20 protein-coding genes are annotated in these 23,325 nt (G+C 72.6%); 4 read left to right on the forward strand and 16 right to left on the reverse strand.

What is annotated here, in order from left to right; genetic code table 11:
• Nucleotides 1–30: 30 nt before the first annotated feature.
• The 6 genes from E1300_RS17410 to E1300_RS17435 all read right to left on the reverse strand — a co-directional run bounded on the left by E1300_RS17410 (nt 31) and on the right by E1300_RS17435 (nt 10,637).
• A complete protein-coding gene (locus E1300_RS17410) occupies nt 31–3,765 on the reverse strand; it encodes a glycosylhydrolase-like jelly roll fold domain-containing protein (protein ID WP_131758061.1) in 3,735 nt (1,244 codons plus the stop codon).
• Nucleotides 3,762–4,589 carry a carbohydrate ABC transporter permease gene (locus E1300_RS17415; RefSeq protein WP_242619204.1) on the reverse strand — a complete coding sequence of 276 codons (828 nt, stop codon included), beginning with the start codon at nt 4,587–4,589 and terminating at the stop codon, nt 3,762–3,764. Before E1300_RS17415 ends, E1300_RS17410 begins: the two co-directional genes overlap by 4 nt.
• The gene (locus tag E1300_RS17420) at nt 4,586–5,605 is read right to left on the reverse strand and encodes a carbohydrate ABC transporter permease (RefSeq protein ID WP_242619205.1); all 1,020 of its coding nucleotides are present in this window, start codon (nt 5,603–5,605) and stop codon (nt 4,586–4,588) included. The genes E1300_RS17415 and E1300_RS17420 overlap by 4 nt, the downstream gene beginning before the upstream one ends.
• Before the next feature lie 2 nt (nt 5,606–5,607).
• Nucleotides 5,608–6,891: an ABC transporter substrate-binding protein gene (locus E1300_RS17425; protein ID WP_131758062.1), complete on the reverse strand. Its 1,284-nt coding sequence runs from the start codon at nt 6,889–6,891 to the stop codon at nt 5,608–5,610.
• 94 nt (nt 6,892–6,985) lie between these two features.
• On the reverse strand, nt 6,986–9,673 hold the full coding sequence (locus tag E1300_RS17430; protein ID WP_207399804.1) for an alpha-L-rhamnosidase: 2,688 nt from the start codon (nt 9,671–9,673) through the stop codon (nt 6,986–6,988).
• Nucleotides 9,674–9,848: 175 nt separating this feature from the next.
• On the reverse strand, nt 9,849–10,637 hold the full coding sequence (locus E1300_RS17435) for a DeoR/GlpR family DNA-binding transcription regulator (RefSeq protein ID WP_131758063.1): 789 nt from the start codon (nt 10,635–10,637) through the stop codon (nt 9,849–9,851).
• Between the two features lie 352 nt (nt 10,638–10,989).
• Here E1300_RS17435 and E1300_RS17440 point away from each other — a divergent pair, with 352 nt between their 5' ends.
• A complete protein-coding gene (locus E1300_RS17440) occupies nt 10,990–12,591 on the forward strand; it encodes an alkaline phosphatase D family protein (RefSeq protein WP_131758064.1) in 1,602 nt (533 codons plus the stop codon).
• A 124-nt stretch (nt 12,592–12,715) separates the two neighbouring features.
• Here E1300_RS17440 and E1300_RS17445 read toward each other — a convergent pair whose 3' ends face one another.
• The 8 genes from E1300_RS17445 to E1300_RS17480 all read right to left on the reverse strand — a co-directional run bounded on the left by E1300_RS17445 (nt 12,716) and on the right by E1300_RS17480 (nt 19,153).
• Nucleotides 12,716–13,645: a CU044_5270 family protein gene (locus E1300_RS17445; protein ID WP_131758065.1), complete on the reverse strand. Its 930-nt coding sequence runs from the start codon at nt 13,643–13,645 to the stop codon at nt 12,716–12,718.
• Nucleotides 13,638–14,213 carry an RNA polymerase sigma factor gene (locus tag E1300_RS17450; RefSeq protein ID WP_131758066.1) on the reverse strand — a complete coding sequence of 192 codons (576 nt, stop codon included), beginning with the start codon at nt 14,211–14,213 and terminating at the stop codon, nt 13,638–13,640. Before E1300_RS17450 ends, E1300_RS17445 begins: the two co-directional genes overlap by 8 nt.
• Before the next feature lie 129 nt (nt 14,214–14,342).
• Nucleotides 14,343–15,131, reverse strand: coding sequence for a hypothetical protein (locus E1300_RS17455; protein ID WP_131758067.1), 789 nt, complete (start codon nt 15,129–15,131; stop codon nt 14,343–14,345).
• Nucleotides 15,128–16,009 (reverse strand): hypothetical protein, encoded by an 882-nt coding sequence (locus E1300_RS17460; protein WP_131758068.1) that lies wholly within the window; start codon nt 16,007–16,009, stop codon nt 15,128–15,130. The genes E1300_RS17455 and E1300_RS17460 overlap by 4 nt, the downstream gene beginning before the upstream one ends.
• Nucleotides 16,010–16,017: 8 nt before the next feature.
• The gene (locus E1300_RS17465) at nt 16,018–16,512 is read right to left on the reverse strand and encodes a WXG100-like domain-containing protein (protein ID WP_131758069.1); all 495 of its coding nucleotides are present in this window, start codon (nt 16,510–16,512) and stop codon (nt 16,018–16,020) included.
• Entirely contained in the window at nt 16,512–16,835 is a 324-nt protein-coding gene (locus tag E1300_RS17470; RefSeq protein WP_131758070.1) for a hypothetical protein, read from the reverse strand. Before E1300_RS17470 ends, E1300_RS17465 begins: the two co-directional genes overlap by 1 nt.
• A 13-nt stretch (nt 16,836–16,848) precedes the next feature.
• Nucleotides 16,849–17,559 (reverse strand): hypothetical protein, encoded by a 711-nt coding sequence (locus E1300_RS17475; RefSeq protein ID WP_131758071.1) that lies wholly within the window; start codon nt 17,557–17,559, stop codon nt 16,849–16,851.
• 793 nt (nt 17,560–18,352) lie between these two features.
• Nucleotides 18,353–19,153: a TetR/AcrR family transcriptional regulator gene (locus E1300_RS17480; RefSeq protein WP_131758072.1), complete on the reverse strand. Its 801-nt coding sequence runs from the start codon at nt 19,151–19,153 to the stop codon at nt 18,353–18,355.
• Nucleotides 19,154–19,239: 86 nt separating this feature from the next.
• Here E1300_RS17480 and E1300_RS17485 point away from each other — a divergent pair, with 86 nt between their 5' ends.
• The 3 genes from E1300_RS17485 to E1300_RS17495 all read left to right on the forward strand — a co-directional run bounded on the left by E1300_RS17485 (nt 19,240) and on the right by E1300_RS17495 (nt 22,886).
• A complete protein-coding gene (locus E1300_RS17485) occupies nt 19,240–20,145 on the forward strand; it encodes an NmrA/HSCARG family protein (protein WP_131758073.1) in 906 nt (301 codons plus the stop codon).
• A 156-nt stretch (nt 20,146–20,301) separates the two neighbouring features.
• On the forward strand, nt 20,302–21,447 hold the full coding sequence (locus E1300_RS17490) for a carboxylate-amine ligase (protein ID WP_131758074.1): 1,146 nt from the start codon (nt 20,302–20,304) through the stop codon (nt 21,445–21,447).
• 14 nt (nt 21,448–21,461) lie between these two features.
• Nucleotides 21,462–22,886: a M20/M25/M40 family metallo-hydrolase gene (locus tag E1300_RS17495; protein WP_165502880.1), complete on the forward strand. Its 1,425-nt coding sequence runs from the start codon at nt 21,462–21,464 to the stop codon at nt 22,884–22,886.
• A 58-nt stretch (nt 22,887–22,944) separates the two neighbouring features.
• Here the strand turns inward: E1300_RS17495 and E1300_RS17500 are convergent, their stop codons facing one another.
• Together E1300_RS17500 and E1300_RS17505 are read right to left on the reverse strand one after the other, a co-directional pair.
• Entirely contained in the window at nt 22,945–23,151 is a 207-nt protein-coding gene (locus E1300_RS17500; protein ID WP_242619206.1) for a DUF397 domain-containing protein, read from the reverse strand.
• Nucleotides 23,123–23,323, reverse strand: coding sequence for a DUF397 domain-containing protein (locus E1300_RS17505; protein WP_131758076.1), 201 nt, complete (start codon nt 23,321–23,323; stop codon nt 23,123–23,125). The genes E1300_RS17500 and E1300_RS17505 overlap by 29 nt, the downstream gene beginning before the upstream one ends.
• Nucleotides 23,324–23,325: the final 2 nt, after the last annotated feature.

The raw sequence follows: 23,325 nt of genomic DNA on the forward strand, positions 1-23,325 counted from the left end.
CTCGTGTGGGGGGCGAAGGAGTCGCGGGGATCAGGTGTTCTCGCGCAGCCGGAGGGTGACCGGGCCGAACAGGCCGGACGTGCGCTGACCTGGGAAGACGAAGTGGGTCGGGCTCACGTCGTCGAGGTAGGGCGCGAGCGTCCCGCAGACGAGGACCTCGATCTCGTTGGGTCCCGGACGGAGCGCCGGGCCGACGTCGAAGCGGTACGGCGCGCAGATCCGCGTCCCGGCCGGCGTGCCGTTGACCGTGACCTCGGCGGTGCCGCGGACCCGGCCCAGGTCGAGGGTCGCCGTTCCCGGGACCGGGTCGGCGGGGAGGTCGAAGCGGCGGCGGTAGCGGACGGCGCCGCTGAAGCCGGCGAGGCCCGCGTCCTCCCAGTCGCCGAGCCCGATCGTGCCTGGTCCGGCGGTGAACCGGACGGGGCCGCCGAGCATCGCGCCGCCGCGGTGTCCCGGCAGTGTCCGGACGCGCAACGTCACCGACCGGACGCCTGTGAGGCCCTGCGCCAGAGCGATCTCGACGGACGGCGCCAGTTCGTCGCCCGTGATGTGCGGATCGAGCGGGCGGCCGTCGATGTGGGCCTCCACCAGTTCGCCGTGCAGGTCCAGCGCTATGCGGGTCGTGCCCGGGGGCACGGTGAAGCGCAGGCGTTCGACGCGGGGTTCCGCGTCCGGTTCGGCGAGGCGGGTGGGGAGGACGGCGTCCGGGGACGGGTCGTCCTCCAGCCAGGACGCGCCGGGCAGCGGGTGCGGGCGGCGGTGGAGGTGCAGCGCGGCCGGGTCGCCGTGCTGGCGACGGCTCGGCGTGACGGCCACGGGGGCGCCGTCACGCTCCGCCGCCCAACCGGGGCCCGAGACCGCGGCGCCGTCCACGAGGACGGCGGGCGGCGTCGTGCCCTCGGTCAGCTCCACCCTCACCTCGCGCCCGCCGGGGACGTCGTACCGGCCGACGCGCGGGACCGCGTGCTCCGCGTACGGGTCGAAGCCGCCTTGGCGGCCGACCTCCGCGCCGTCCACCAGGACGCGGCACGGCGCGGCGGACGCGACCTGGAGCACCGTCGCGGTGCCGGACAGGGGTGCGGTGAACGTCACGCGCGCTCCCGGGACGCCCGGGCCCGCGACCGTCATCCACTCCGGCCGCCGATACCGCTCGGTATCGGTGACGACGGCGAGGTGGGCGCGGAGCCGGACGTCCTCGTCGGGGACGAGCCGCAGTTCGACGTCGTGCTCGCCCGCCGGGATGCGGGCTTCGGCGATCGCCAGGTAACCGTGGTCGTCGAGGGGGACGTCCACGCCGTCTACCCGGAGGGTCTTCGCCGCTGCCGCGCCTATGGCCGGGAAGCCGCCGTCGGTAGGCACGTCCAAGCGCGCGCGGAAGATGACCGTCTCCCCTGCCGGGATGTCGCCGAAGTCGAGGAACTCCTCAGGGACGTGTCCTTTGGGCCCAAGGAAGGTGCGGTGGACCGTGTCCTTGCGGATGCCGCGCGAGTCGGAGTAGACGGCGGGCTGCCATCGTCCATCCGAAGCCCGCGACCAGACGCCGTGCGGGCCGAACGTGGCGTGGGCCTCCGTCCAGGTGGCGTCGCCCGCCACCTTGTGGAGGAGTTTCCAGCATTCCAGTGGCACTTCGGCGCCGGCCGGGCGGGCGAAGTCGCCCCAGGCGTTGTCCAGGGTCGGGACCGTCTCCATCGTCCAGGACGGACCGAACTCTATGACGCTCTCCGCGCCCGCTGCGGCCGGTGCGCCCGGTGCGACCGCGGAGGCCGGTGCGACCGGCTCGTCCGGGCCGCCCGGGAAGATCAGCAGCGCCGCCGGGCCGTCGTCGAAGGGGACGACCACCTCGACCTCGCGGTCGCCGACCGCCCGCGTGGGGAGCGGCCGGAGCGGTCCGCCGAACAGGCTCGCCAGGTAGGCGGGGCCGGTGACGTCCCGGACCCGCAGCGGCATGTCGCGCAGGTAGCGGCCGGGGTCGAAGTCGTAGGACACGTCGAGCCAGCCGAGGTCGATCCCGCGTTCGTCGGGACGGCCCACCGACACGCGGCTGGCCATGGACGCGGCGGCGGTCACGAACACGACGGTCGCGCCGTCGATCTCGCGGACCAGCGCGGGCACCGGGGCGTCCACCCGCCGCTCGCCGTCGAGGACCAGGGCGTCCGCGTCCGGTACCGCCTCCAGGAGTTCGCGCAGCCGCGCCACCGCCTCGCCAGCGCCCGGGTCGCCGACTCCGTGCCGGGGCGGCGGGCCGATCGCGATGACGCGTCCGCCAGACTCGGCCAGGGCGATCAGCCGCCGCGCCGTCTCGCCTTCCAGAACGGTGCAGGCAGGGAGCAGGATGGTGCGGTACGACTCGTCCGCGACCTCCAGCCGCCCGTTCAGGACCTTGCCCCGCTGGACGGAGTCGTCGTCCACCACGTCGGCGTCCACACGGAGCCGGTCGAGGACGCCCGGGACCATCCGGAACCAGGCCATATCGCCGACGAGGGCGCGGTAGGTGTCCTGGGCGAGCGCGGCGGACGCGTCGACGCCGTCCAGCCGCGTCCCCGCCTGCGCCGTCGCGGTGGGGAACAGGACGGCGACGTCGCACACGTGCCGTCCCAGCGACAGCGCCGCGCAGAGCCGGGCGACCGCGTCGGCGAACACGCGGTGGTGGCGCCAGTACGGCTGCCTCCAGTCGGTGGACGGCGGCGCCCACTCCCACCAGCCCGCCTTGGTCGAGTAGTAGACCGCGTGGGGGTTGTAGAGGGTGGCGCCCGCGCGCAGCCACGGGAGCAGCCAGTCGAACGTCTCCTCCAGGGTCCCGCCCCACCCGCTGGAGTGGAACGCCTCGATCCAGACGCGGTCGCGCCCGTAGAGATGCGCGAGGGACGAGTGGATGCGGGCGTCCCCGTGGTGGTCCGAGCCCGGCGCGCCGAACCAGCGGTGGGTGCGGGCGTAGTCGGCGTAGAGGCGCACGCCGTCCACGGGACGCCCGGCCCGCGCCGGATCCTGCTGGTCGCAGCCGTGCAGCAGCCCGTGCGCGTCGTGCCATTCGGCGAGCGGACGGAAGAACGCCTCCTCGGCCAGCTCGGCGCGCGTCAGGTGGTAGTCGCGGCGGATCGCGGCGCTCTCGTCGCCGCCGTCCTTCCAGAGGACGTCCAGGGGCAGGTCGTAGCCGCGGCGGCGGGCGAACTCGGCCGCGAACGCCGCCGACCAGGTCGGGATCGACGGCAGCTCGTCCTGGAACGACCCGACGATCACCGAGCCGAGCCGGTGGCCGAGCCGCCGCGCGAACTCGCCGTGCACCCGGTCGAGCAGCGCCGCGCACGCCTCCGCCGACAGGTAGTCGAACCCGCGCGCGGTCGCCGTCCCGTCCCGCTCCAGCCACCGCCCGGCGTACTCCGGGACGTCCCGGACGAGCCGGGCCTGGAGGTCGGCGCCGGAGAACCCGAGCTGGTCGTAGAACCACAGCGACACCCCGAGCCCGGCGGCGTCCTCGCAGACGCCGTCGAGGAGGTCCCACCAGGCGCCGGAGAAGAACGCGGGGTCGTCGGCGTCCGATCCGAACATCGGGCCGGACGGTGCCAGGTTCAGCACGACGAGGTTGCGGACGCCGCCGTCCGCGAACCGCCCGAGCTGGTCGCGCAGCCGCCGCCGGTCGAGCCGCTCGCCGCTCCACCACCAGATCGGCGCCGGGGAGAACGCGGCGGGCGGCTCGTCCAGCACCGCCCGCAGCGGCCCCGGGACCGGCCCGGCCGGACGGGGCGCCCGCGGACGAGGCCCCCTCATCCCTTCAGCCCGCTGGCGAAGCCCTTGATCACATAGCGCTGGAGGACCAGGAACACCACGATGATCGGCAGCGCGGCGAGCACCAGCCCGGCGAACACCAGGCCGTAGTCCGACACGTACTGCCCGACGAACGCGAAGATCCGCACCGGGACCGTCTCCCGCGCCGACCCGCCGAGGTACAGCAGCGGCGTGAAGAAGTCGTTCCAGATGAACACCGCGTTGAGGATCAGCACGGTGCCGGTGATCGGCCGCAGCAGCGGGAACACCACGCGGGTGAACGCCTGGAGGTGCCCGGCCCCGTCGATCAGCGCGGCGTTGGCGTAGTCGGCGGGCAGCGCCCGGATGAACCCCGTGTAGAGGAACACCGTGAACGGCAGCTGGATGCCGGTGTAGAACACGATCATGCCCTGGTAGGTGCCGAGCAGCCCCGCCGAGTCGACCATCTTGAACAGCGGGATCATGCCGAGCTGGAACGGCAGCACGATGCCGAGCAGGAACAGCACGTACAGCCCGAACCCGAGCCGGGTGGCGCAGCGCGCCAGGAAGTACGCGGCGAACGACCCGATCGCGATGAGCACGACGAGGCTGGCCACCGTGATCACCGTGCTGTTCAGCAGCGCCGACCCGAGCGACGCCCGCGACCAGGCGTCCGAGTAGTTGCCGAGGGTCGGCGACGTGGGCGGCGACAGCGGCGACGCGGCGAGCTGCTGCTTGTCCTTCAGCGACAACGTCACCAGCGCGTACACCGGGAACAGGAACGCCACGGCCGCGGCGACCATCACGAGTTCCAGCAGGAACGTCCGGAGACCGTACCGGAGGCTCACGAGCCGACCTCCCGACTGCGCAGGTAGTAGACCTGGACGAGCGACACCGCCGCGACGAACAGCGCGAGCACGAGCGCGATCGCCGTGCTGTAGCCGTAGTTGCCGTACACGAACGCCTGCTTGTACAGGACGGTGGACAGCGTCTCGCTGGCGTGCCCCGGGCCGCCGCTCGTGGCGGCGTACACCTGGTCGAACAGCTTCAGCCCGCCGATCGTCGACAGCATCACGTTGATCGTCACGGACGGGGCGAGCAGCGGCCACGTCACGCTCCGGAACCGCTGCCACCGCCCGGCGCCGTCGATCATCGCGGCCTCGTGCAGCTCGGCGGGCACGCCCTCCAGCCCGGCCAGGAAGATGACCATCGAGTAGCCCGCGAACTGCCAGACCACCATCCCGGCCACCGACCACAGCGCCAGCGACGGGTCGCCCAGCCAGTCCTGCCGCAGCGAGCCGAGCCCGACCGCGCCGAGGATGCCGTTGAGGCCCGCGTCCGGCGCCGGGTTGTAGACGTACTTCCACAGGAACGCGACCATGACGGGGCTGACGACGGCGGGCGTGAAGAACACGACCCGCAGCACCGCCCGCGACTTGATGTGGGTGTGCACCCCCAGCGCGAGCAGCAGCCCGATCCCGTTCTGGACGACGACGATCGCGACCGTCAGCAGCAGCGTGTTGGTCAGCGAGCCGCGCGCGGCGTCGTCCTGCCAGAGCCGCTGGAAGTTGTCGAGCCCGTTGAACGAGCGGTCGCCGATGCCGTTCCAGTCGGTGAAGGCGTACATGACGCCGCTGGCGCTCGGATACAGCACCACCAGCGCGTACACGAGGACGGCGGGCGCGGCGAACCACCACGGCGGCGTCAGAAATCCACCCCGCCGCCGCCGCGACCGCACCCGACCCCCGCCCGCACGGCCCCCGCTCGCGCGGGCCCCGTCCATGCCGGGCGGCCCGGGAGCAGCGCCCGACGCGGCACGCCGCCCCGCCGCCGCCCCCACCGCCCGACGCGTCGTCGAACTCACCGCTACTTCTTCCTGTACGTTTCGTCGAGTTTGGCCAGGCCCTTCGGGATCGTGGTCTTGCCTGCGAGGAGTTCCTGCACCATGGCGAAGTGGGCGGGCTGCACCTCGGCGTTGGGCCAGGCCTGGTCCATGAACGGGACGGCCTTGCCGCCGTCCATGAACGGCAGGAACGGGTTCAGCACCGGGTCGATCTTGGACGAGGCGTCCCGGACGAGCGGGACGCAGGCGACCGCCTCGGCCCACTTGTTGATGTTCTCCTGCTTGCCCAGGAACTCGATGAAGGCCTTGGCGTCGTCGCGGTTCTTGCTGCGGGCGCTCACGCCAAGGCCCACGACGACGCCGGCGGGGATCCACACCTGGGACGCGTCGTCCGCGCCGGGGACCGGGAACATCGCCAGGTCGTCGGGGCTGGTGGCGGCCTTGCGGAAGTCGGGCAGGACGGCCGACACCTGGATCGCCATGGCGGCCTTGCCGGTGGCGACCATGGACGTCTGCTGCTCGAACGTGGTGCCGTTGGGGTTGTCGTTGAAGAAGCCGCGCTTCTGGAGGTCGAGGTACATCTCCAGGGCCTGCGTCCAGCCGGAGTTCGCGAACGTCGCCGAACCGGCCTTCATCTGGGCGTCGAACTGCGGGTTCTTGGCGTACACGGTGGACGGCACCAGCGCGTAGGTGATCAGCTGGGTGATCCACGGGGTCTGGGCGCCCAGCGCGATGGGCACCTTGCCCTTCTTTTTGATCTTGTCGCAGACCTGGAGGAACTCGCTCCAGGTCTTCGGCGGCTCGACGCCGGCCTCCGCGAACACCTTCTTGTTGTAGATCGCGCCGATGACGCTGGACCCGGCCGAGTAGATGAGGGTCTTGCCGCCGAGCTGGAACGCCGGCTTGAAGTTGTCCGGGATCCGCTTCGTCCAGGCCTGGTCGCTGAGGTCGGCCAGCAGCCCGGCCTGCGCGATCTGCGCCATGCTCATCGCGCTGCCGTTGCCCGGGTAGACGACGTGCAGGTCCGGGGCGTTGCCCGCGCCGAGCTGGGTGCGCACCGAGGTCTGCACCTGGTCGGTCGGCGCGTACGAGGTGCTGAACTTCGCCTGGGTGTAGGCCTTGGTCAGCAGGTCGAGCGGCTTCTGCTGGTCGGCGACGCCGACCAGCCGCAGGGTGCCGCCGGAGCCGCCCGAGGACCCTCCGCAGGCCGCCAGGACGGCGGGCAGCGCGGCCGCGGCGGCCGCGCCGCCCGACAGCCGCAGGAATCCGCGGCGGCTGAGCGGCGCCCGGTCGAACGACGTTGTCATCTGTCCTCCTCGCGTCCATGGCGCGGCCCGCCGGGGTGGGGTCGGCGGTTTCCGGCCATGTCCGTCATGGGCCGTCCCGTCGTGGGGACGGCGGTCATTGAACGTCCGCCGTGAAGCGGTACTCCCCCGAAGCGATCAGGCAGCGGAGCCCGTCCGCCGCGGTGCCGGCGATCCGCACCCCGGCGGCGTCCGCCGCCGGGACCCCGCTCTCGCGCACGCTCCCGGGATCGCCGGTCGGGACGTGCACGGTCGCGGTGGCGCCGGGCGGCACCACCACGCGGAGATCGAGGCGGCCGTCCCGCCGGGCCCACTCGACGGCGACCGTCCCGCGAACGGACTCGTGGCTCGCGCGCGCCCAGGCGAGGGTGCCGAGGCGCGGCCGGACGAGCAGGTCGCGGTAGCCGGTCGAGCCGGGGGCCTGGTCGAGCCCGGCGACGCCCCGGTACAGCCACTCGCCGACCGAGCCGAGCGCGTAGTGGTTGAACGAGTTCATCGCCGCGGCCTGGAACCCGCGCTCGGTGTAGCCGTCCCAGCGCTCCCAGATCGTGGTCGCGCCGTGCCGCAGCGGGTACAGCCAGGACGGCGGGTCGGTGCGGCGCAGCAGGGCGTGCGCGAGGTCGGCGCGGCCGTGCGCGTCCAGCACCGGGGCGATCAGGCCGACGCCGAGGAACCCGGTGGTGACGCCGGGTCCCGCGTCCTCGACCAGTTCGGCGAGCCGGTCGGCCGCACGGGGGACGAGGTCCTCCGGGAGCAGGTCGAACGCCAGTGCCAGCAGGTAGGCGGTCTGGGTGTCGCCTTCGACGCGCCCGTCGGGAGTGACGAAGCGGTCGTTGAAGGTCTTCCGGACCTGCTCGGCGAGGTCGCCGTACCGGCGGGCGGTGTCGTGCCGCCCGAGGACCTCCGCGGACCGCGCCGTCAGCTCCGCGCTCCGGGCGAAGTAGGCGGTGGCGAGGACCTCGCGCGGCGTCGGCGCCGGGGCGAGCCAGTCGGCGAAGTGGGGCCCGACCCGGTCGCGCCACACCAGGTCGGGGTTGTGCCGGTGGACGTGGTCGACCCACGCGCACATCGCGTCGAGGTTGCGCTCCAGGAACCGCTCGTCCCCGTAGGCGCGGTACAGGTGCCAGGGCACGAGGACGCCGGCGTCGCCCCAGCCGGGGGCGCCCTCGTCCGCGACGCCGGCGAGCCGGGGCGCCACGTTGGGGAACGCGCCGTCCGGCGACTGGGCGCCGCGCACCTCGCGCAGCCAGCCGTCGAAGAACGCGGCGACGTCGGCGTTCAGGCAGGCGGTGGGCAGGAACACCTGCGCGTCGGCGAGCCAGCCGAGCCGCTCGTCGCGCTGCGGGCAGTCGGTCGGGACGCCGACGAAGTTGGACCGCTGCCCCCACGCGATCGCCGCGAAGAGCCGGTTCACGTCGGGGTCGGAGCAGGCGAACTCCCCCGCCCACGGGGTGTCGCTGTGCAGGACGACGCCGGTGACGTCGGCGGCGTCCAGGTCCTCCAGCCCGCTGACCTCGGCGTACCGGAAGCCGTGGTAGGTGAAGCGCGGCTCGAAGACCGCCTCGGGGTCGGTGCCCGCGATGAGCACGTCCGTGGCGGCGGCGGTGCGCAGGTTGGCGGTGTAGAGGCCGCCGTCCTCCTCCAGTGCCTCGGCGTGGCGGACGACGACCCGGTCGCCGGGCGTGAGGCCGCGCGCCACGAGCCTGACCCGTCCGGCGAAGTTCTGGCCGAAGTCGACGATGAAGCGGTCGCGGCCCGTCCGGGTCAACGACCGCGCCTCCAGTTCCCGGACGGCCCGCACCGGCGGCGCGACGGACGCGGTGAGCCCCGTGCGGTCCGTGCCCGCGACCCAGGCGGGCCGCCATCCCCCGGCGTCGCCCCCGGGGAGGTCCCAGCCGGGGGTCTCGCGGCGGAGGTCGTGGCACTCGCCCATCAGCAGGTCGGCGTACCGGACGGGCGAGCGGGAGCTGAGCCAGTCGCCGCCGGTGGCGACGACCTCCGTCGTCCCGTCGGCGTGGTCGAGGTGCAGTTCGGCGAGAAGCTGCGGGAACGTCCCGTAGTGGGCGCCGGAGCGGCGCGGGTCGAAGCCGACGAAGCCGCTCCACCAGCCGTCCGCGACGGTCGCGGCGAGCACGTTCGCGCCCTGCCGCACCGACGCGGTGACGTCGTACGCCTGGTAGTCGATGCGGTCGCGGTAGTCCGTCCAGCCGGGGGCGAGCTCGGCGTCCCCCGCGCGGACCCCGTTCACCCGGATCTCGTACAGGCCGCGCGCGGTGACGTAGAGCCGCGCCCGGACGGGGACCCGCGGCGCCTCGAACGCGCGCCGCAGCCGCACCGCGGGCTGGAGGCCGTGGTCGGTCAGGGCGAGCTCGCCCTCCTCCGGGGCGTCCACGACATCGAGGGCGGACGGGTCGTGCGTGATCCAGGCGGCCGTCCACGCGTCCGGGCGGAGCATGCCCGTCTCGAACCAGGACCCGGCCTCGGCCGTCCCGCCGTCCGCGGCGGTGATCTCGACCGTCCAGTGGTAGCGGGTGCGGAGACGCGGCGCGGGCCCGCCGTAGACCGCGCCGGTGGCGGCCGGGTCGGCGACGGTGCCGGAGTCCCAGACCGGCGTGCCGTCGCTTGTGCGCACGCGGACCCGGTACGCGGCGGGCGCGGCGCCCCGGTGCGCGGACGCGAGCCGCCACGACAGCAGCGGCGCCGGCGCGTCCACGCCCAGCGGCTCGGCCCGGTGGTCGCAGCGGAGACCGTACGGGGTCACCGTCGCGCTGGGGGAACCGGTCACGAGCCCACTCCGTTCACAATCTCCACGGACGACGTTGTTAAGTTAACGCCGGAAAATGTGAGCAAGAGCGTAAGAGGCGGCTGATCCGGGTGTCAAGATGCTTTCGCCCAGTTCATCGGTGTGTTTCGGACATGCCCGGGCGGACGGTACCGGACGGGCGCGCGGGTGGGGCGGGTCAGGTGGCGGCCAGGTCGTAGGCGACCTTGTGCTCGTCGAGCTCGCGCAGGGCGCCGGGGTCGGCGCCGTCGTCGACGATGAGGCGGTCGAACGCCGACAGCGGCGCGACGCGGTGCAGCGCCACCCGGTTCAGCTTCGAGTGGTCGAGGAGCAGGACGCCGGTGGACGCCGCGCCGAGCATGGCGCGCTTCACCGACACGATCCGCTGCTCCTGGTGGTAGGCGTACCCGCCGGACACCGCGGACGTGGAGACGAAGCAGAGGTCCACGTTGAGCTGCTCGATCGCGTCCACGCAGGACATGCCGAGGAACGAGTCGTGCAGCGGGTCGTAGTCGCCGCCGAGCGCCATCAGCCGGACGTCGCGCTCGTCGGCGAGCAGGTTGAGCGCCTGGAGGAAGTTCGTGACGACGGTGAGCGGCGTGATGCCGGTGAGGCGGCGGGCCAGCGCGAGCGCGGTGGTCGAGTCGTCCAGCATGACGGCCATGCCGGGTTCGACCAGCTCGGCGGCGCGGGCGGCGATGGCCTCCTTGGCGGGGCGCATCGACTTCACCCGGTAGGCGACGTTGCTCTCGAACACCCCGGACGGCTGCGCCGTGACCCCGCCGCGGTGCTTGCGGACGATGCCCTGCCGCTCCAGCTCGTCGAGGTCGCGGTGGATCGTCATCAGGCTGACGCCGAACCGCTCGGCCAGCTCGGCCGCGGTGACCGAGCCCGCGGACAGCACGACGTCGGCGATGTCCTGCCGGCGCCGCTCCGGGCCGCGGAGGCCGTCGGTCTCCCTGCTCATCCCTCGATCCTCCCGTGTCCGGTCCGCGCGGACGGCGCGTCGGCGGGCACCGGACGGCAGACAAGGTAACACAGCATGATGGTCAGTTAACATCGGAGTCAGCGAAGGAGTGCACCCGCCGGCGCGGCGTTCGCTGAGGTCAGGCGGGCAGGTGGGAGCCGTCGCCCTGGGCACCGTCGCCGCCTCGCCTTGACACCGCGATCTCCGGCATCACCATCAGATCCCCGCACTTCTTCACGTGTTTAACGATGTGAGTAACACTTAGACATGTGAATATCACGCCCTGTTTATCGACGAGTGGCCCGTTCCGATGGTTTGCTGACCGCCGGTCGATCATGGACAGGAGGTCCCCATGGGCTCAGCTCGCGCGCCGCGGGTGTCCCGGCGCAGGTTCCTCGGCTTCGGCGGGGCGACGGCCACCGCGGTGGTGCTCGGCACCGGCGCCTGGGGCGCGCCCGGCATCCGCGCCTTCGCCGAGAGCGGGAGGCTGTTCACCCTCGGGATCGCCTCGGGCGATCCCGCGCCGGACGGCTTCGTCCTCTGGACGCGGCTGGCGCCCGACCCGCTCGCGGCCGACGGCCGGGGCGGCATGCCGGACCGGCCGGTCAAGGTCGAGTACGAGGTCGCGCGGGACGAGCGGTTCCGCCACGTCGTCCGCCGCGGCGCCGCCGTCGCGACGCCGCAGCTCGCGCACTCGGTGCACCCGGAGATCCACGGGCTCCAGCCCGGCCGCGAGTACTTCTACCGGTTCCGCGCGGGCGGCCAGATCTCCCCCGTCGGCCGCACGAGGACGATGCCGGCGCGCACGTCCAACCCGCGCAGCCTCAGCTTCGCGTTCGCGTCCTGCCAGGCCTGGCAGGACGGGTACTTCACCGCCTACGACCACATCGCGAACGAGGACATCGAGCTGGTCGTCCACCTCGGCGACTACATCTACGAGTACGAGATCACGGCGTCCAACCGGCGCGGCGTGCCGGTGCCGCCGCAGGTCGGCACCGAGGCGTTCGACCTCGCCCGCTACCGGCTCCAGTACTCGTTCTACAAGTCGGAGGCGCCCTTGCAGAAGGCCCACGCCCTCTTCCCGTGGATCGTGACACTGGACGACCACGAGGTCGTCAACGACTGGGCTGGCGACACAGTGATCCTCGGTCGCAACCCGAACCCGTCGCCCGAGGCGTTCGCCGCCCGCAAGGCCGCCGCGTTCCAGGCGTTCTACGAGAACCTGCCGCTGCGCCGCGCCCAGCTCCCGTCCGGCCCGAGCATGCACCTGCACCGGCGCCTGTCGTATGGGCGGCTCGCGACCTTCACCATGATCGACACGAGGCTGTACCGGGACACGCAGGCGTGCGGCAAGCTCGGCCCGATCGCGGGTTGCGACGAGCGGCTCGATCCGGACCGCACGATCCTCGGCGACCGCCAGCGGGAATGGCTGCTGGACGGCTTCCGCTCGTCCGGGTCCCGCTGGCACGTCCTCGGCAACCAGGCGCCGATGACGGAGACGGACTGGGACCCGGGGCCCGGCAAGAACCTGTGGATGGACCCGTGGGACGGCTACGCCGCCGACCGCGCCGCGGTGCTCGGCGCGGCGCAGGACCGCGGCGTCCGCAACCTCGTCGTCATCACCGGCGACCGGCACCAGAACTACGCGTGCGACCTGAAGCGCGACTTCGAGCGGCCGGACTCGCCGACGGTCGCGAGCGAGTTCGTCGGGACGTCCGTGACCAGCGGCGGCGACGGCGCCGACATGACGGCCGACGGCCAGACGTTCCTGAAGGCCAACCCGCACATGAAGTTCTTCAACTCCCAGCGCGGCTACGTGCGGGTCAACGTCGACCACGAGCGCTGGCAGAGCGACTTCCGCGTGATGCCCTACGTCCAGAAGCCGAATGCGCCCGTCTCCACGCGCGCCTCGTTCGTCGTGGAGGACCGCCGCCCGGGCGTCCAGCCCGCCTGACACCGGCACATCGGCGGCGGCCCAGCGCGGCCGCGGTCCCCCCAGGTGCCCCCGTGCCGGCCGGAGCGGTTCGAGCTGCTCCGGCCGGCACCGGGGAAGACCGCTTTCGCCGCGTCGCTGCGGGTCAGTGGCCCTGCGACCCGAGCTGCTTGTTCTCCTTCTCGATGAAGGGGATCTGCTCGCTCCACGGGACGAGGCGGCCCGGGATCCGGTCCGTCCAGCCGGAGGTCGTCTGCGAGGGGCCGACGGGGAGGCCGCCGTCCCCGAAACCGGCCCATCCCTCGACGCGCAGCCGCGCGCTCTTGGTGTCGACGACGATCGTCTCGGTCCCGTCCACGTGCCCGCCGGCGCCCATGTAGGAGATCTTGAGCCGGTACCCGCCCGCCGTCCTGCCGAGGTTGGCGACATGGGGCAGCGCCGCGAGCGCCCGGTAGGCCGCCGCGCGGACCTTCGGCGGGGCGGGCGTCTCGGCGATCACCTGCTGGAGCAGGTTGACGGCGGTGATCTGCGGTTCGGTGCGCGCGGCCCGGGAACGCGCGAGCAGCGCGGCCTTGAGCCGGCCGGGGTCGGTCGGCAGCTGCTGGACGCCCTTGATGTCGAGGCTCGTCCCGCTGATCAGCGGGCGCTTCTCGACCGGGCTGACCAGGCCGGGCGCGGCGCTGATCCACGTGCGGCCGTCGCGCCGGATCCACGTCTCGCTGACGTCGGTGACCTTGCCGAGCTGGGAGACGGTCTTGGTGTGCCAGTACGTTCCGACGGTCACGGGCTGCGCCTCCGCCGTGGTCGCCGCGGCGAGCATGACCTGCTGCCCGGACAGGACCTGCTCCTTCCCCTGCTCGGGCGCGGACGGGTCGGAGACGACCACGGCCGCGACGGCCGCCGCGCCCGCCACGGCCGTGAGCCCCGCCCCGGCCGCGATCCAGCGCCTCCCGCGGGCCTTCCTCGCGGGGCCGCCCCGCATCGTGTTCTGGAGCCGGTGCCTGCCGCGGTCGACGGTGTCGGGCGACGGTTCGGGCCCGGCCAGCGCGGTGCCGAGCATCGTCAGTTCATCCATGGAACGCCTCCGGCTTGATCACGTCGTGCAGCTTCCTGCGGGCGCGGGAGAGGCGCGAGCCCACCGTGCCCTGGGAGATCCCGAGCGCGTCCGCGACCTCGTCGTAGCTCAGCTCGGCCACCGCGACGAGCAGCACCACGTCGCGTTCGCCCGGGGACAGCGCGGTCAGCGCCTTGGCGAGCTGGGGCCGCATGCGCCACGCCGCCACCTCGGTGACGACGCGGTCCTCATGGCTGTCGGCCGCGGAGGGGTCGCCGCCCGTCCGCGCCAGCGCCCTGAGGCGGCGCGCCTCCTTGCGGCGGTGCTGCGCGAGCAGCTTGGTGGCGATCCCGAACAGCCAGGGGCGCAGGCCGCCCCGCTGGGGGTCGAAACCGTCGCGTCCCCTGAACGCCAGGCAGAACGTCTCGGCGGCGATGTCCTCCGCCGCCTGGGCGTCCAGCCGGCCGGCGACGTAGCGGTAGACGTCTCGGAAGTACCGGTCGTAGACATCGGTGAACCGCTCCGGGTCCCGCCGGAAGCCGGTGACGATGTCGACGTCGGTGGGCGGCTCACCCAACTCGGCGGTCACGTGCTCGTCCTGTCATCGCGGAACCTTTCGGGTGTTCGGCCAGATCACCCATACTTCGCCGAACACCGGTTCCGTCTTCCGTCGCCCGGACCCGGCGACGGACGGCCCGCGACGACCCCCGCGGGGCCCTCAGTGGTAGGCGAGAGTGCCTTTCCTGATGTAGGCGAGGTCGTGCGGGCCCTTGATGCCGACGTACGGACACGACTCCGGGCCTTGCCGGAGGGTGAGCGTCGGGTCGCCGGGGGCGATCCACAGCAGGCGGCCCGAGGCCAGCCACGGCTGGAGGTCGAAGTCCCAGTCGGCGGGCCAGGGGATGTTGTCGGCCCAGCCCTTCCAGTCGCCCCGCTCGTCGTAGACGTCGTACTGCTGGGTGCCCCAGACGTTCTCCAGCCGCACGCCCGGACGCGGGCCGAAGTAGGCGATGGCCCAGCCCGTGTGACGGCCGACGGGCACCTCGGAGATGACGGCGCGGACGTCCGGCGACTCCAGGATCCGCGGGACGACGTACGGGGCGCCGGGCCCGGGCTGGCACATGAACGGCGTGTACGTCACGGGATCGGCGATCCGCATCGCGCCGGTCAGCGTCAGCCACGTGCGGGGCAGCGCGGCCGGGCGGCGGCGGACCGGCGCCTCGTAGTTCCAGTACCAGCCGTCGAGGTCGACCGGGTCCATCGGCCACTCCACCGCGGTACCGGTGTGCGGGTCGCGGGTCAGCGGGACGTCGGGCAGCCACGCCCGGTAGCGGTCCGTCAGCTCGTTGCGGTGCTCGCGGGCCTCGGCGAGCGCCCGGTCGAGCTCCGCGGACTCGACGTTCTCCGCGTCCTCGTCGAGGCGCTCGGCGCGCTCCTTCCAGCGGCCGCCGAGGTCGAGCAGCTCGGCGCGGAGGGCGAGCTGCTCGGCGTCCAAAGGACCGCTCATAGGGGTACTCCGTCTCCACGGGCCAAGGACACCGGGCCTCCCGGGGTGAAGCGCACGACGGGCTCCATGTTCGGGTTCGCCGGTGAGTGATTGTATTCGATCTTGTCCCAGATGCCCTGGTTGACGTCGTTCTCCGGCACCCAGTACTTGTGCGCGCCATGGTTGACGCCCATGTCGTTGTCCATCATCTCCTGGATCGTGCGGTCGTACTCCTCGGGCGTCAGCCGCTCGCCGCTCGGATGGTGCCGGATGTCGTAGAGGTCGTTGTCGCCCGCGAACGGCTTGGTCTGGCCGTCCTTCGGGTCGATGCCCCGGACCACGCCGTCCTCGTCGACGTGCAGCTTCCCCTTCCGCCCGTACTCCTCCATGGCGCCCTGCTGGTCGTAGTACTCCTTGTACCGCTGCCGGTAGCGGTCGTTGAGCCCGTCCCAGTCCTTGTCGGACATGCCGTCCGGCTTCACCTTCGGCGGCGGGTCGGGCTTGAAGTACCCCACCTGGCCCTCCTTGCCCTTGAGGCCCGGCTTCAGCATCACGTCGTACTCGTTGATGGTCTTCGACTTGACGAACTGCGGCTTCGGAATGGCGTTCCCGTGCCGCAGATGCTTCAGCGACTCGGGGTTCACCGGCCGCACGTCGATCTGGAGCTTCCTGCGGTCGGCGTACTCCTGGAACTTCTTCTGGTCCTTGCGCCGGATGCCCCACCGGTTCTGGATGTCCCGCGGGCTGTTCGGCACCTTGGGCGTCGCACCGCCGAGCCCGCCGCGACGGGACCCCCGCGGCAGATGCCCGCGCGGGCGCCGCAGGAACCGCGCCGCGGCCCGTCCGATCACGCCGCCCGCGGCCCCGCCCGCGCCCCCGCCGCCCCGTCCGTGCCCCATCGCGCCGCCTAGTCGTTGAGGATCGCGTTGAGGGCCAGGTCGATCAGCTGGTCGACGATCAGACCGGTGATCTCCTTGAAGATCGGGATCTCGGCGAGGGACGCGCCGAACGTCGCCGGCGCCGTGGCGATCGCCTGCGCGATCTCCGCCGCCAGGATCGCGAGCTGCACGATCGTGTTGATCTTCAGGGCCAGGACGATCGCCGCGCACACCATCAGCCCCGCGCCGATGAGCTGGCCCGCCGTCCGCGCGTCCTCCAGGTTGGCGTGCGGCGCCTCGCGGTCCGTCCACTCCCGCTGGAACGCGGTGACCCCGTCCGCCTGGACCCCCGTCCACACCTGCTGGGCGTGGCCGTGGGCGTCCGCGACCGGCTCCCCGAGCGTCCCCGCGAACCGCAGCCACGCCTGCCCCATGTCGAGCAGCTTCGTCTCGTCGGCCTCCGGCCACGTGTAGCCGAGCATCGACAGCAGCGAACGCAGTTCCCCGGGCAGTTGCAGCCCCATCAGAGGACGTCCCTGACGCGGTTGACCTCCAGATGCGACGTGTCCTCGGCCTCACGGTAGCCGTGCGCCATCTCCTGGACGCCCGCGGCGTGCTCACCGACCGCGTCGGCGTTCTCCCCCAGGCACTCCTGGAAATACTCGAAAATCGCCTGGTAGCAGCCGCCGATCAGCGAACCGACATCGTCCTGCCCCCAGGGCTGCCCGAACGACTCCAACTCCGCCTGGAACTGCTCCCAATGGGCTTTCACCCCCTGGGCCGCCTCCCCGAGGCTCCGACCGGTCTTCAACATCTGCTGGTGGTCGACCTTCAGTTCCGGTGCCATGACTTCTCCGTGCCTACTTCGGCTCAGCGCTGTTCATCAGATCCTGAAGGGACGCCGCGTAATCGCGGAGCATCCGGACCCCGCTCTCCTGGACGGCCCTTACGTCCTCGGCGAATTCCGGCGAAGGCTCCACAGCCCTCCGCGCCATTCCCTCGGCCTCACCGAGCGCCTCGTTCACCGCCACCCGCAGACCATCGGTGACATCGACGACACCGATGCCGCTCTCCAGGACGAGCCGCACGACCCGCCCGTCCCACGACACGGTCACACGGACGCGGCCGTCCGCCGCCGACGCCTCGGCCTGCCCGTCCTGCCCGTCCGGCCGCCCGCCCCGCGCCGCGTCCAGCACGGCCCGCGTCCGCTCGGCCAGCGACTCCAGATCCGGCGGCTCGAACGAACCGCGCATGTTCGCACGCCGGTTGATCTGCGCGACGGCCTCCCCCAGGGACGCCGTCATCCTCCGCATCCCGACAAGGCCCTCGTCCAGCGCCCGGTCGAGCGCCTGCCGGACCTCGTCCACGTCCACACGCGGGACGTCGGGCACGGCCGCCGCGGGCCGCGCCCGCTCCAGCGCGCCGTTGACGGTGTGCAGAAGCAGCTCCGCCACCTCGTCGAGCGGGAGCCGCAGCACCCGGGCGTCGACCTCGATGCCCTCGACCCGCCGATCGGCGGCGGTCACCCGGACGCGCTCGTCCTCGGACACCGCGACGGCCCGAACGGGCACGGTCCCGTCCGGCGATCTTCGCTCCCCGCCCCCCGCACGCAGCGCCGCCAACCGCCGGCGCGCCTGATCGACCTGTTCGTCCATGCCCCCGCCTGGTCCTCGCACAAGATGATCAGCAGACTTCGACGGTATCCACCCACACCGACGATCCCCCACCCCCCGTCCGACACTGGCCACCAGCGGATATCCATTCCCCGCATCCGATCATTCCGAGATGGACCGACTATCCTTGACGCGCCACCGGCTCCCCGCGAACCCCGCCAAAGACAACAGGCCGCCGCTTCATTCGCGTGAGCGTAGGGACGGGTCCCGTATTTCCCCCGCCGAACTACTGCACTACCTATGACCGTGCAGTCATAAGGATCTCCGAGGGCGTCACGCTGACCTTTCCGGCCCTCGCCGACTCCTGACCGCCGCCGATTCGACGAGGCGTCCGGATCTGTGCCGCCTGACGCAGCGCACCCGCCGCACGTCCCGGATCCTCGAACGCAGCGGGCCCCGTCACGGCAGCCCCCGGCGATCCGCGAGGTAGGACCATGAGCTTCCTACAGGAGTCCTTCGCCCATCCGGCGGCCTATGCTTGTGGCCTTGTCACCGGGCTTATCCTCAGTGCGCTCATTGCTTGGGGTCTCTGGCGCAACGCCACTCGCCCGGTGACGAAGCGTTGCAGGTGCGTCAAGAAGCGCGATCAAGCGCGCAAGCGGCACAGGACGCCGCCGAATCCTAGGGACTGCCGGGAGTGTCAGGGCACCGGTCGCGTCCCCCGGCGGGGCTCCAACCGATACATCCGGGCCTAGCTGCTTGAGCTTTCTTGCCCGCCGCGGGCGTTCTCTGGTGCTTGGCGAGGGGTGGGGCGGCGGCGGTGGGCTCGTTGGCGGCAGGTCGGTCCGCAGTAGCGGGGCGGACGGCCGGTCGGGCGGACGTGCAGGCGCGTTCCGCACTCCTCGCAGTACGTCGGGACGGTGCTTTCGTGACGCGGGACGGCGCTCCCGTCACGAAAGGAGTCGGGTTCCGTGACGGGATGGGGGCGCAGCCCGTCCAGCAGCATCCGCATCAGGCGCGAGCCGCGTGCCGGGTCGCGGTGGACCGAGCGCAGGGCGGCGCCGCCGAAGGTCAGCGCGGTCAGGTCCTCGGCGCGCAGGTCGGCGCGGATCGCCCCGGCCTGCCTGGCGTCGTCGAGGAGGCGCTCCAGGGCCCGGTGCAGCCGCTGCGACGCGGCGGCCAGGACGGCGCGCGGCCAGCCCCGGTCGGCGGTGAGGGCGTCGCAGAACGGCTGGCGGCCCGCGGAGTCCTCGATCACTTCGAGCAGGAACCCGAACAGCGCGTCGCCGGGCGCGGCGCGGGCGGCCCAGCGGTCGGCGGCGGCCACCAGGTCCGCGAGGTGCTCGGCGAGGACCGCCTCGATCAGGATCCCCTTGGTCGGGAAGTGCCGGTAGACGGTTCCGGCGCCGACTCCGGCGTGCTGCGCGATCGTGCCGAGCGACACCTCCAGCCCCTGTTCGGCGAACAGGCGCATCGCCGTGCGGAGCACGATCTCGCGGTTGCGGCGGGCGTCGGCGCGCCCGGTGGGAACGGGCGTCGGTGGTGCTGCCATGTCACGAAATCCTTGTCCGCGGCAGTGAAGCGGGTGGAGCATTCCGGATCACCTTGAGTATCCCCCACGCATCCGGAAGAGGCACCATGACATCAGGCGCGTCCGACTCCCCGATCCTCGTCACCGGCGCCACCGGCAGGCAGGGCGGCGCCACGGCCCGGCGCCTGCTCGCCGAAGGACGGCCGGTGCGCGCCCTGGTGCGCGATCCGGCCGCGCCCGCCGCCGCAGCGCTGGCCACTGCGGGCGCCGAGCTCGTCCAGGGCGATTTCGACGATCCTGCGAGCCTGGCTCCCGCGCTCGACGGCGTCGCTGGCGTGTTCGGGGTGCCTCCGGTCGCCTTCGGACCCGCCGGGCCCGAGACGGATCTCGAAGCGGCACGCGGGCGCGCGCTCATCGACGCGGCGGTCTCGGCGGACGTCGGGCAGGTCGTCTTCAGCACCGTCGCCTCGACCTCGGGCTCGGCGTCGTTCTGGGCGGGGAAGGCGCTGATCGAGGAGTACCTGCGCGACCGCGTCGCACAGCCCACCGTGCTGCGCCCGGTCCGGTTCATGACCAACTATCTAGGCAGCACGCCCATCGGCGTCGACGGCATCGCCCGCGGCGTCCATCGGCACATCTTCACCCCGGACCAGCCCATGCAGGTCATCGCCGTCGAGGACATCGCCGAGTTCGCCGCGCTCGCGTTCGCGGACCCGGCCCGCTTCGCCGGACGGACCCTGGAGCTCGCCGGCGACGAACCGACCCCGGTCGAGGCCGCCGCCGCGATCAGCGAGGCCACCGGGATCCCCGTGCGGTACGAGCAGCTCACCGACGCCGAGGTCGCCGCGCTGGGCCCGAGGTTCGCCGAGATACGCAAGCGCTGGCAGGACGGCCTCCGCTGGCACGCCGACATCGAGGCGCTGCGCGTCATCCACCCCGGGCTCCGCACCCTCGCCGACTGGCTCGCCGAGTCCGGCGCCGCCGCCATCCGCGCCCAGCACACCGCCTCCTGAACCGGAGCGGGCGCCTCCGCCGCCGGCGGCCGGTCCGGCGCGTCCCAGCCCAATAGGTGGGTGATTTTGTCCTCTTTGTCGTAAAAGGCCGGTTTGTAGGCGGGCTCATCGGTGACGTCCCAGGGTCCGCTTCGCAGGTCACCGGCAGGAGGCGACATGGTCGACCTCGATCTCCACCGCCCGCTCGACCTGCGCGGGGCCGAGCCGGCGACGATCGGCGTGGAGGAGGAGTTCTTCATCGCCGATCCGGTGACCGGCGTCCCGGTGGCCAAGGCCGACGCCGTCGTGCGGGCCGCGCGGCGGCTGGGGGTCGTCCTGCAACTGGAGGTGACGCAGGTCCAGGTGGAGAGCAACACCCCGATCTGCCACGGCCTCGCGGACGTGCGGGAGCATCTGCTGGCCGCCCGGTCGGCCGCCGCCACGGCGGCGGCCTGCTCGGGCGGGCAGCTCCTGGCCGCCGGGGTCCCGCTGGCCGGCCCCGGCGAGCTGCCGATCACGGAGTCGTCCCGCTACGAGCGCATCAGCCGCGACTACGGGGCGCTGGCCGCGCAGTACGGCGTGTGCGGGAGCCACGTGCACGTCGGCGTACCGGACCGGCGGACGGCCGTGCAGGTCTGCAACCACCTGCGGCCCTGGCTGCCGGTGCTGCTCGCGCTGACCGCCAACTCGCCGATCTACCAGGGCGGCGACACCGGCTACGCCAGCTGGCGGTCGATCCTGTGCGGCCGCTGGCCCTGCGGCGGCGCCCCGCCGTACTTCACCTCCCCGGACCACTACGACGCGGTCGTCGACATGATGATCGGCAGCGGCGCGGTGCTGGACCGCGCGATGGTCTACTGGGACGTCCGGGTCTCCTCGCACCTGCCCACCGTCGAGGTCCGCGTCAGCGACGTGCCCGCCACGGTGGACGAGACGGTGCTGCTGGCCGTGCTCGTCCGCGCCCTGGTCATGACCGCGATCGAGGCGGACCGGCGCGGCGTCGCGGCCCCCCGGGTCAGCGGCGAGGCCCTGCGCGCCGCCTACTGGCGGGCCGCGCACGACGGCATCGCGGGCAGCGGGATCGACCTGGCGACCGGACGGTGCGTCCCGGCCGGACGGCTGCTGCACCACCTGCTCGACCACGTCCGCCCCGCACTGGCCCGGACCGGCGAGCTGGCCGCGGTCGCCGCCCGGCTCGCCCGCATCCTGGACCACGGCAACGGCGCCGTCGTACAGCGGCGCGCCTTCCAGCACCACCACCGCCTCCAGGACGTCCGCGCCCTCCTGGCCGACCACACCGTCCAGCGACACGACCCGATCTAGGACCGAGGAACCCCATGACGCACCCGTCCGAGGACCGAGCGCAGACCGTGTCCCCGGCGCGGGCCGCCGAAGTGGCCGAGTACCTGGCCGCGCACCGTGACGACGTGATCGCCGCCCTCGCCGGGTGGGTCAGGCTCCGTTCGGTGTCCGGGCTCCCCGAGCGCCGCGCCGATCTGATCAGGTCGGCGAACTGGCTGGCCGGCGCGCTCCGCGAGGTCGGATTCCCCACCGCGGAGGTCCTGTCGGCGGACGGGAGCCCCACGGTGTACGCCGAATGGTGCACGCGCCCGGAGGCGCCGACCGTGCTGGTCTACAGCCACCACGACGTCCGTCCCGCCAAGGACGAGATCTGGGAGCAGACGCCGCCGTTCGACCCGGCCCTGCGCGACGGACGGCTGTTCGGCCGCGGCGCCTCCGACGCCAAAGGCCAGATCATCGCGCACCTGTGGGGCCTGCGAGCACACCTGCAACGGTCCGGGACGCCCGAGCTCAACCTCAAGGTGCTCGTCGAGGGCGAGGAGGAGATCGGCTCACCGCACCTCGCCGCCTTCCTGGACGAGCACCGCGACCGCTTCACCGGCACCGACCTGATCATGGTGTCCGACACGATGCTGTGGTCGGCCGAGCACCCCGCCGTCTGCCACGGGGTGCGCGGATCCGTCCAGGCGGACCTGGAGATCTACGGTCCCGGGCACGACATCCACAGCGGCGCCGTGGCCGGAGCGACCGTCAACCCGCTGTCGGAGATGTGCCGCCTCCTGGCGCGGCTCCACGACGACGACGGCCGGGTCGCCGTCCCCGGCTTCTACGACTCCGTCGTCGAACTCTCCGACACCGAACGCCGGCAGCTGCGCGCCCTCCCCTACGACGACGAGGACTGGCGACAGCGCTCCCATACCCGCACCGTCGTCGGCGAGCCGGGCTACACCGTCCCCGAGCGGATCTACGCGCGTCCGGTCGCGGAGGTGCTGTCGATGGCCTCCGGTGATCCGGAAGGGCCCTCGCGCGGCGCGATTCCTGCGGTCGCGACCGCCTCGATCACGGTCCGGACCGTCCCGGACCAGCGCGTCGACCAGGTCGCCGAGCAGTTGCGCCGCTGGGTGGCCGACCAGATCAGCGACGCGGTCGACTACCAGCTCAGCATCCCGGAGGAGACCGGCCAGAACCCCTACGTCACCCCGTCCGGGCATCCCGCCCTGACCGCCCTGACCGAGGCCATGCGCGCGGGCTTCGGCGACGAGGTCGGACACATGCGCAACGCCGGCGCCGCCCCCGCCGCACTGCTGTCCGGCGCCCTGGACGCCCCGGTCATCTTCTTCGGCACCGGCCTGCCCGAGGACAACTGGCACGACACCGACGAGAGCATCCGCATCGACATGCTCCTCAAAGGCGCCGCCACCCTCACCCACCTATGGGAACACCCATCCCTCCACCCCTGACCCCTCTCCGAGCCCTCTTCGCCCGACGGCAGCCCCACCGCACCCACGCGGCCAGTCGCTACCGCTCCGCCCCCTCTTTGATTCGGGCCACCAGGGAAGAGAACTCCGCCGCACTCAGGTGGAGATGCCCGCCGCCCACGTCCTTGGAATCGCGAACGCCGATCGCCCGCGCGAGCCGCCCCACCTCAACGCAGTGCTCATCACTGACACCGCCGCTGTAGGAGCTCTTGCGCCACTCAACGGGCATGGTCGCCTCTACGTTCATGCTTGGCTCGGACCACGAGCGCAGCGAACTCCGCGGCACTCATGATGAGGTGTCCACCGCCCGGATCCTTGGAATCACGGACGGCGATCGCCCGCGCGAACCGTCCCACCTCAACGCAGTGCTCATCGTTCGCACCGCCGCTATGCGAACTCTTGCGCCAGCAGATGGACATAG

The sequence above is a fragment of the Actinomadura fibrosa genome (assembly GCF_900659615.1).
Classification (GTDB): domain Bacteria; phylum Actinomycetota; class Actinomycetes; order Streptosporangiales; family Streptosporangiaceae; genus Spirillospora; species Spirillospora fibrosa.

What these genes read in the sequence shown, in the direction of transcription:
- E1300_RS17410 (WP_131758061.1), bottom strand. Translation starts at nt 3,765, where the DNA reads ATGAGGGGGCCTCGTCCGCGGGCGCCCCGTCCGGCCGGGCCGGTCCCG.
- E1300_RS17425 (WP_131758062.1), bottom strand. Translation starts at nt 6,891, where the DNA reads ATGACAACGTCGTTCGACCGGGCGCCGCTCAGCCGCCGCGGATTCCTG.
- E1300_RS17435 (WP_131758063.1), bottom strand. Translation starts at nt 10,637, where the DNA reads ATGAGCAGGGAGACCGACGGCCTCCGCGGCCCGGAGCGGCGCCGGCAG.
- E1300_RS17440 (WP_131758064.1), top strand. Translation starts at nt 10,990, where the DNA reads ATGGGCTCAGCTCGCGCGCCGCGGGTGTCCCGGCGCAGGTTCCTCGGC.
- E1300_RS17445 (WP_131758065.1), bottom strand. Translation starts at nt 13,645, where the DNA reads ATGGATGAACTGACGATGCTCGGCACCGCGCTGGCCGGGCCCGAACCG.
- E1300_RS17455 (WP_131758067.1), bottom strand. Translation starts at nt 15,131, where the DNA reads ATGAGCGGTCCTTTGGACGCCGAGCAGCTCGCCCTCCGCGCCGAGCTG.
- E1300_RS17460 (WP_131758068.1), bottom strand. Translation starts at nt 16,009, where the DNA reads ATGGGGCACGGACGGGGCGGCGGGGGCGCGGGCGGGGCCGCGGGCGGC.
- E1300_RS17465 (WP_131758069.1), bottom strand. Translation starts at nt 16,512, where the DNA reads ATGGGGCTGCAACTGCCCGGGGAACTGCGTTCGCTGCTGTCGATGCTC.
- E1300_RS17470 (WP_131758070.1), bottom strand. Translation starts at nt 16,835, where the DNA reads ATGGCACCGGAACTGAAGGTCGACCACCAGCAGATGTTGAAGACCGGT.
- E1300_RS17480 (WP_131758072.1), bottom strand. Translation starts at nt 19,153, where the DNA reads ATGGCAGCACCACCGACGCCCGTTCCCACCGGGCGCGCCGACGCCCGC.
- E1300_RS17485 (WP_131758073.1), top strand. Translation starts at nt 19,240, where the DNA reads ATGACATCAGGCGCGTCCGACTCCCCGATCCTCGTCACCGGCGCCACC.
- E1300_RS17490 (WP_131758074.1), top strand. Translation starts at nt 20,302, where the DNA reads ATGGTCGACCTCGATCTCCACCGCCCGCTCGACCTGCGCGGGGCCGAG.
- E1300_RS17495 (WP_165502880.1), top strand. Translation starts at nt 21,462, where the DNA reads ATGACGCACCCGTCCGAGGACCGAGCGCAGACCGTGTCCCCGGCGCGG.
- E1300_RS17500 (WP_242619206.1), bottom strand. Translation starts at nt 23,151, where the DNA reads ATGAACGTAGAGGCGACCATGCCCGTTGAGTGGCGCAAGAGCTCCTAC.
- E1300_RS17505 (WP_131758076.1), bottom strand. Translation starts at nt 23,323, where the DNA reads ATGTCCATCTGCTGGCGCAAGAGTTCGCATAGCGGCGGTGCGAACGAT.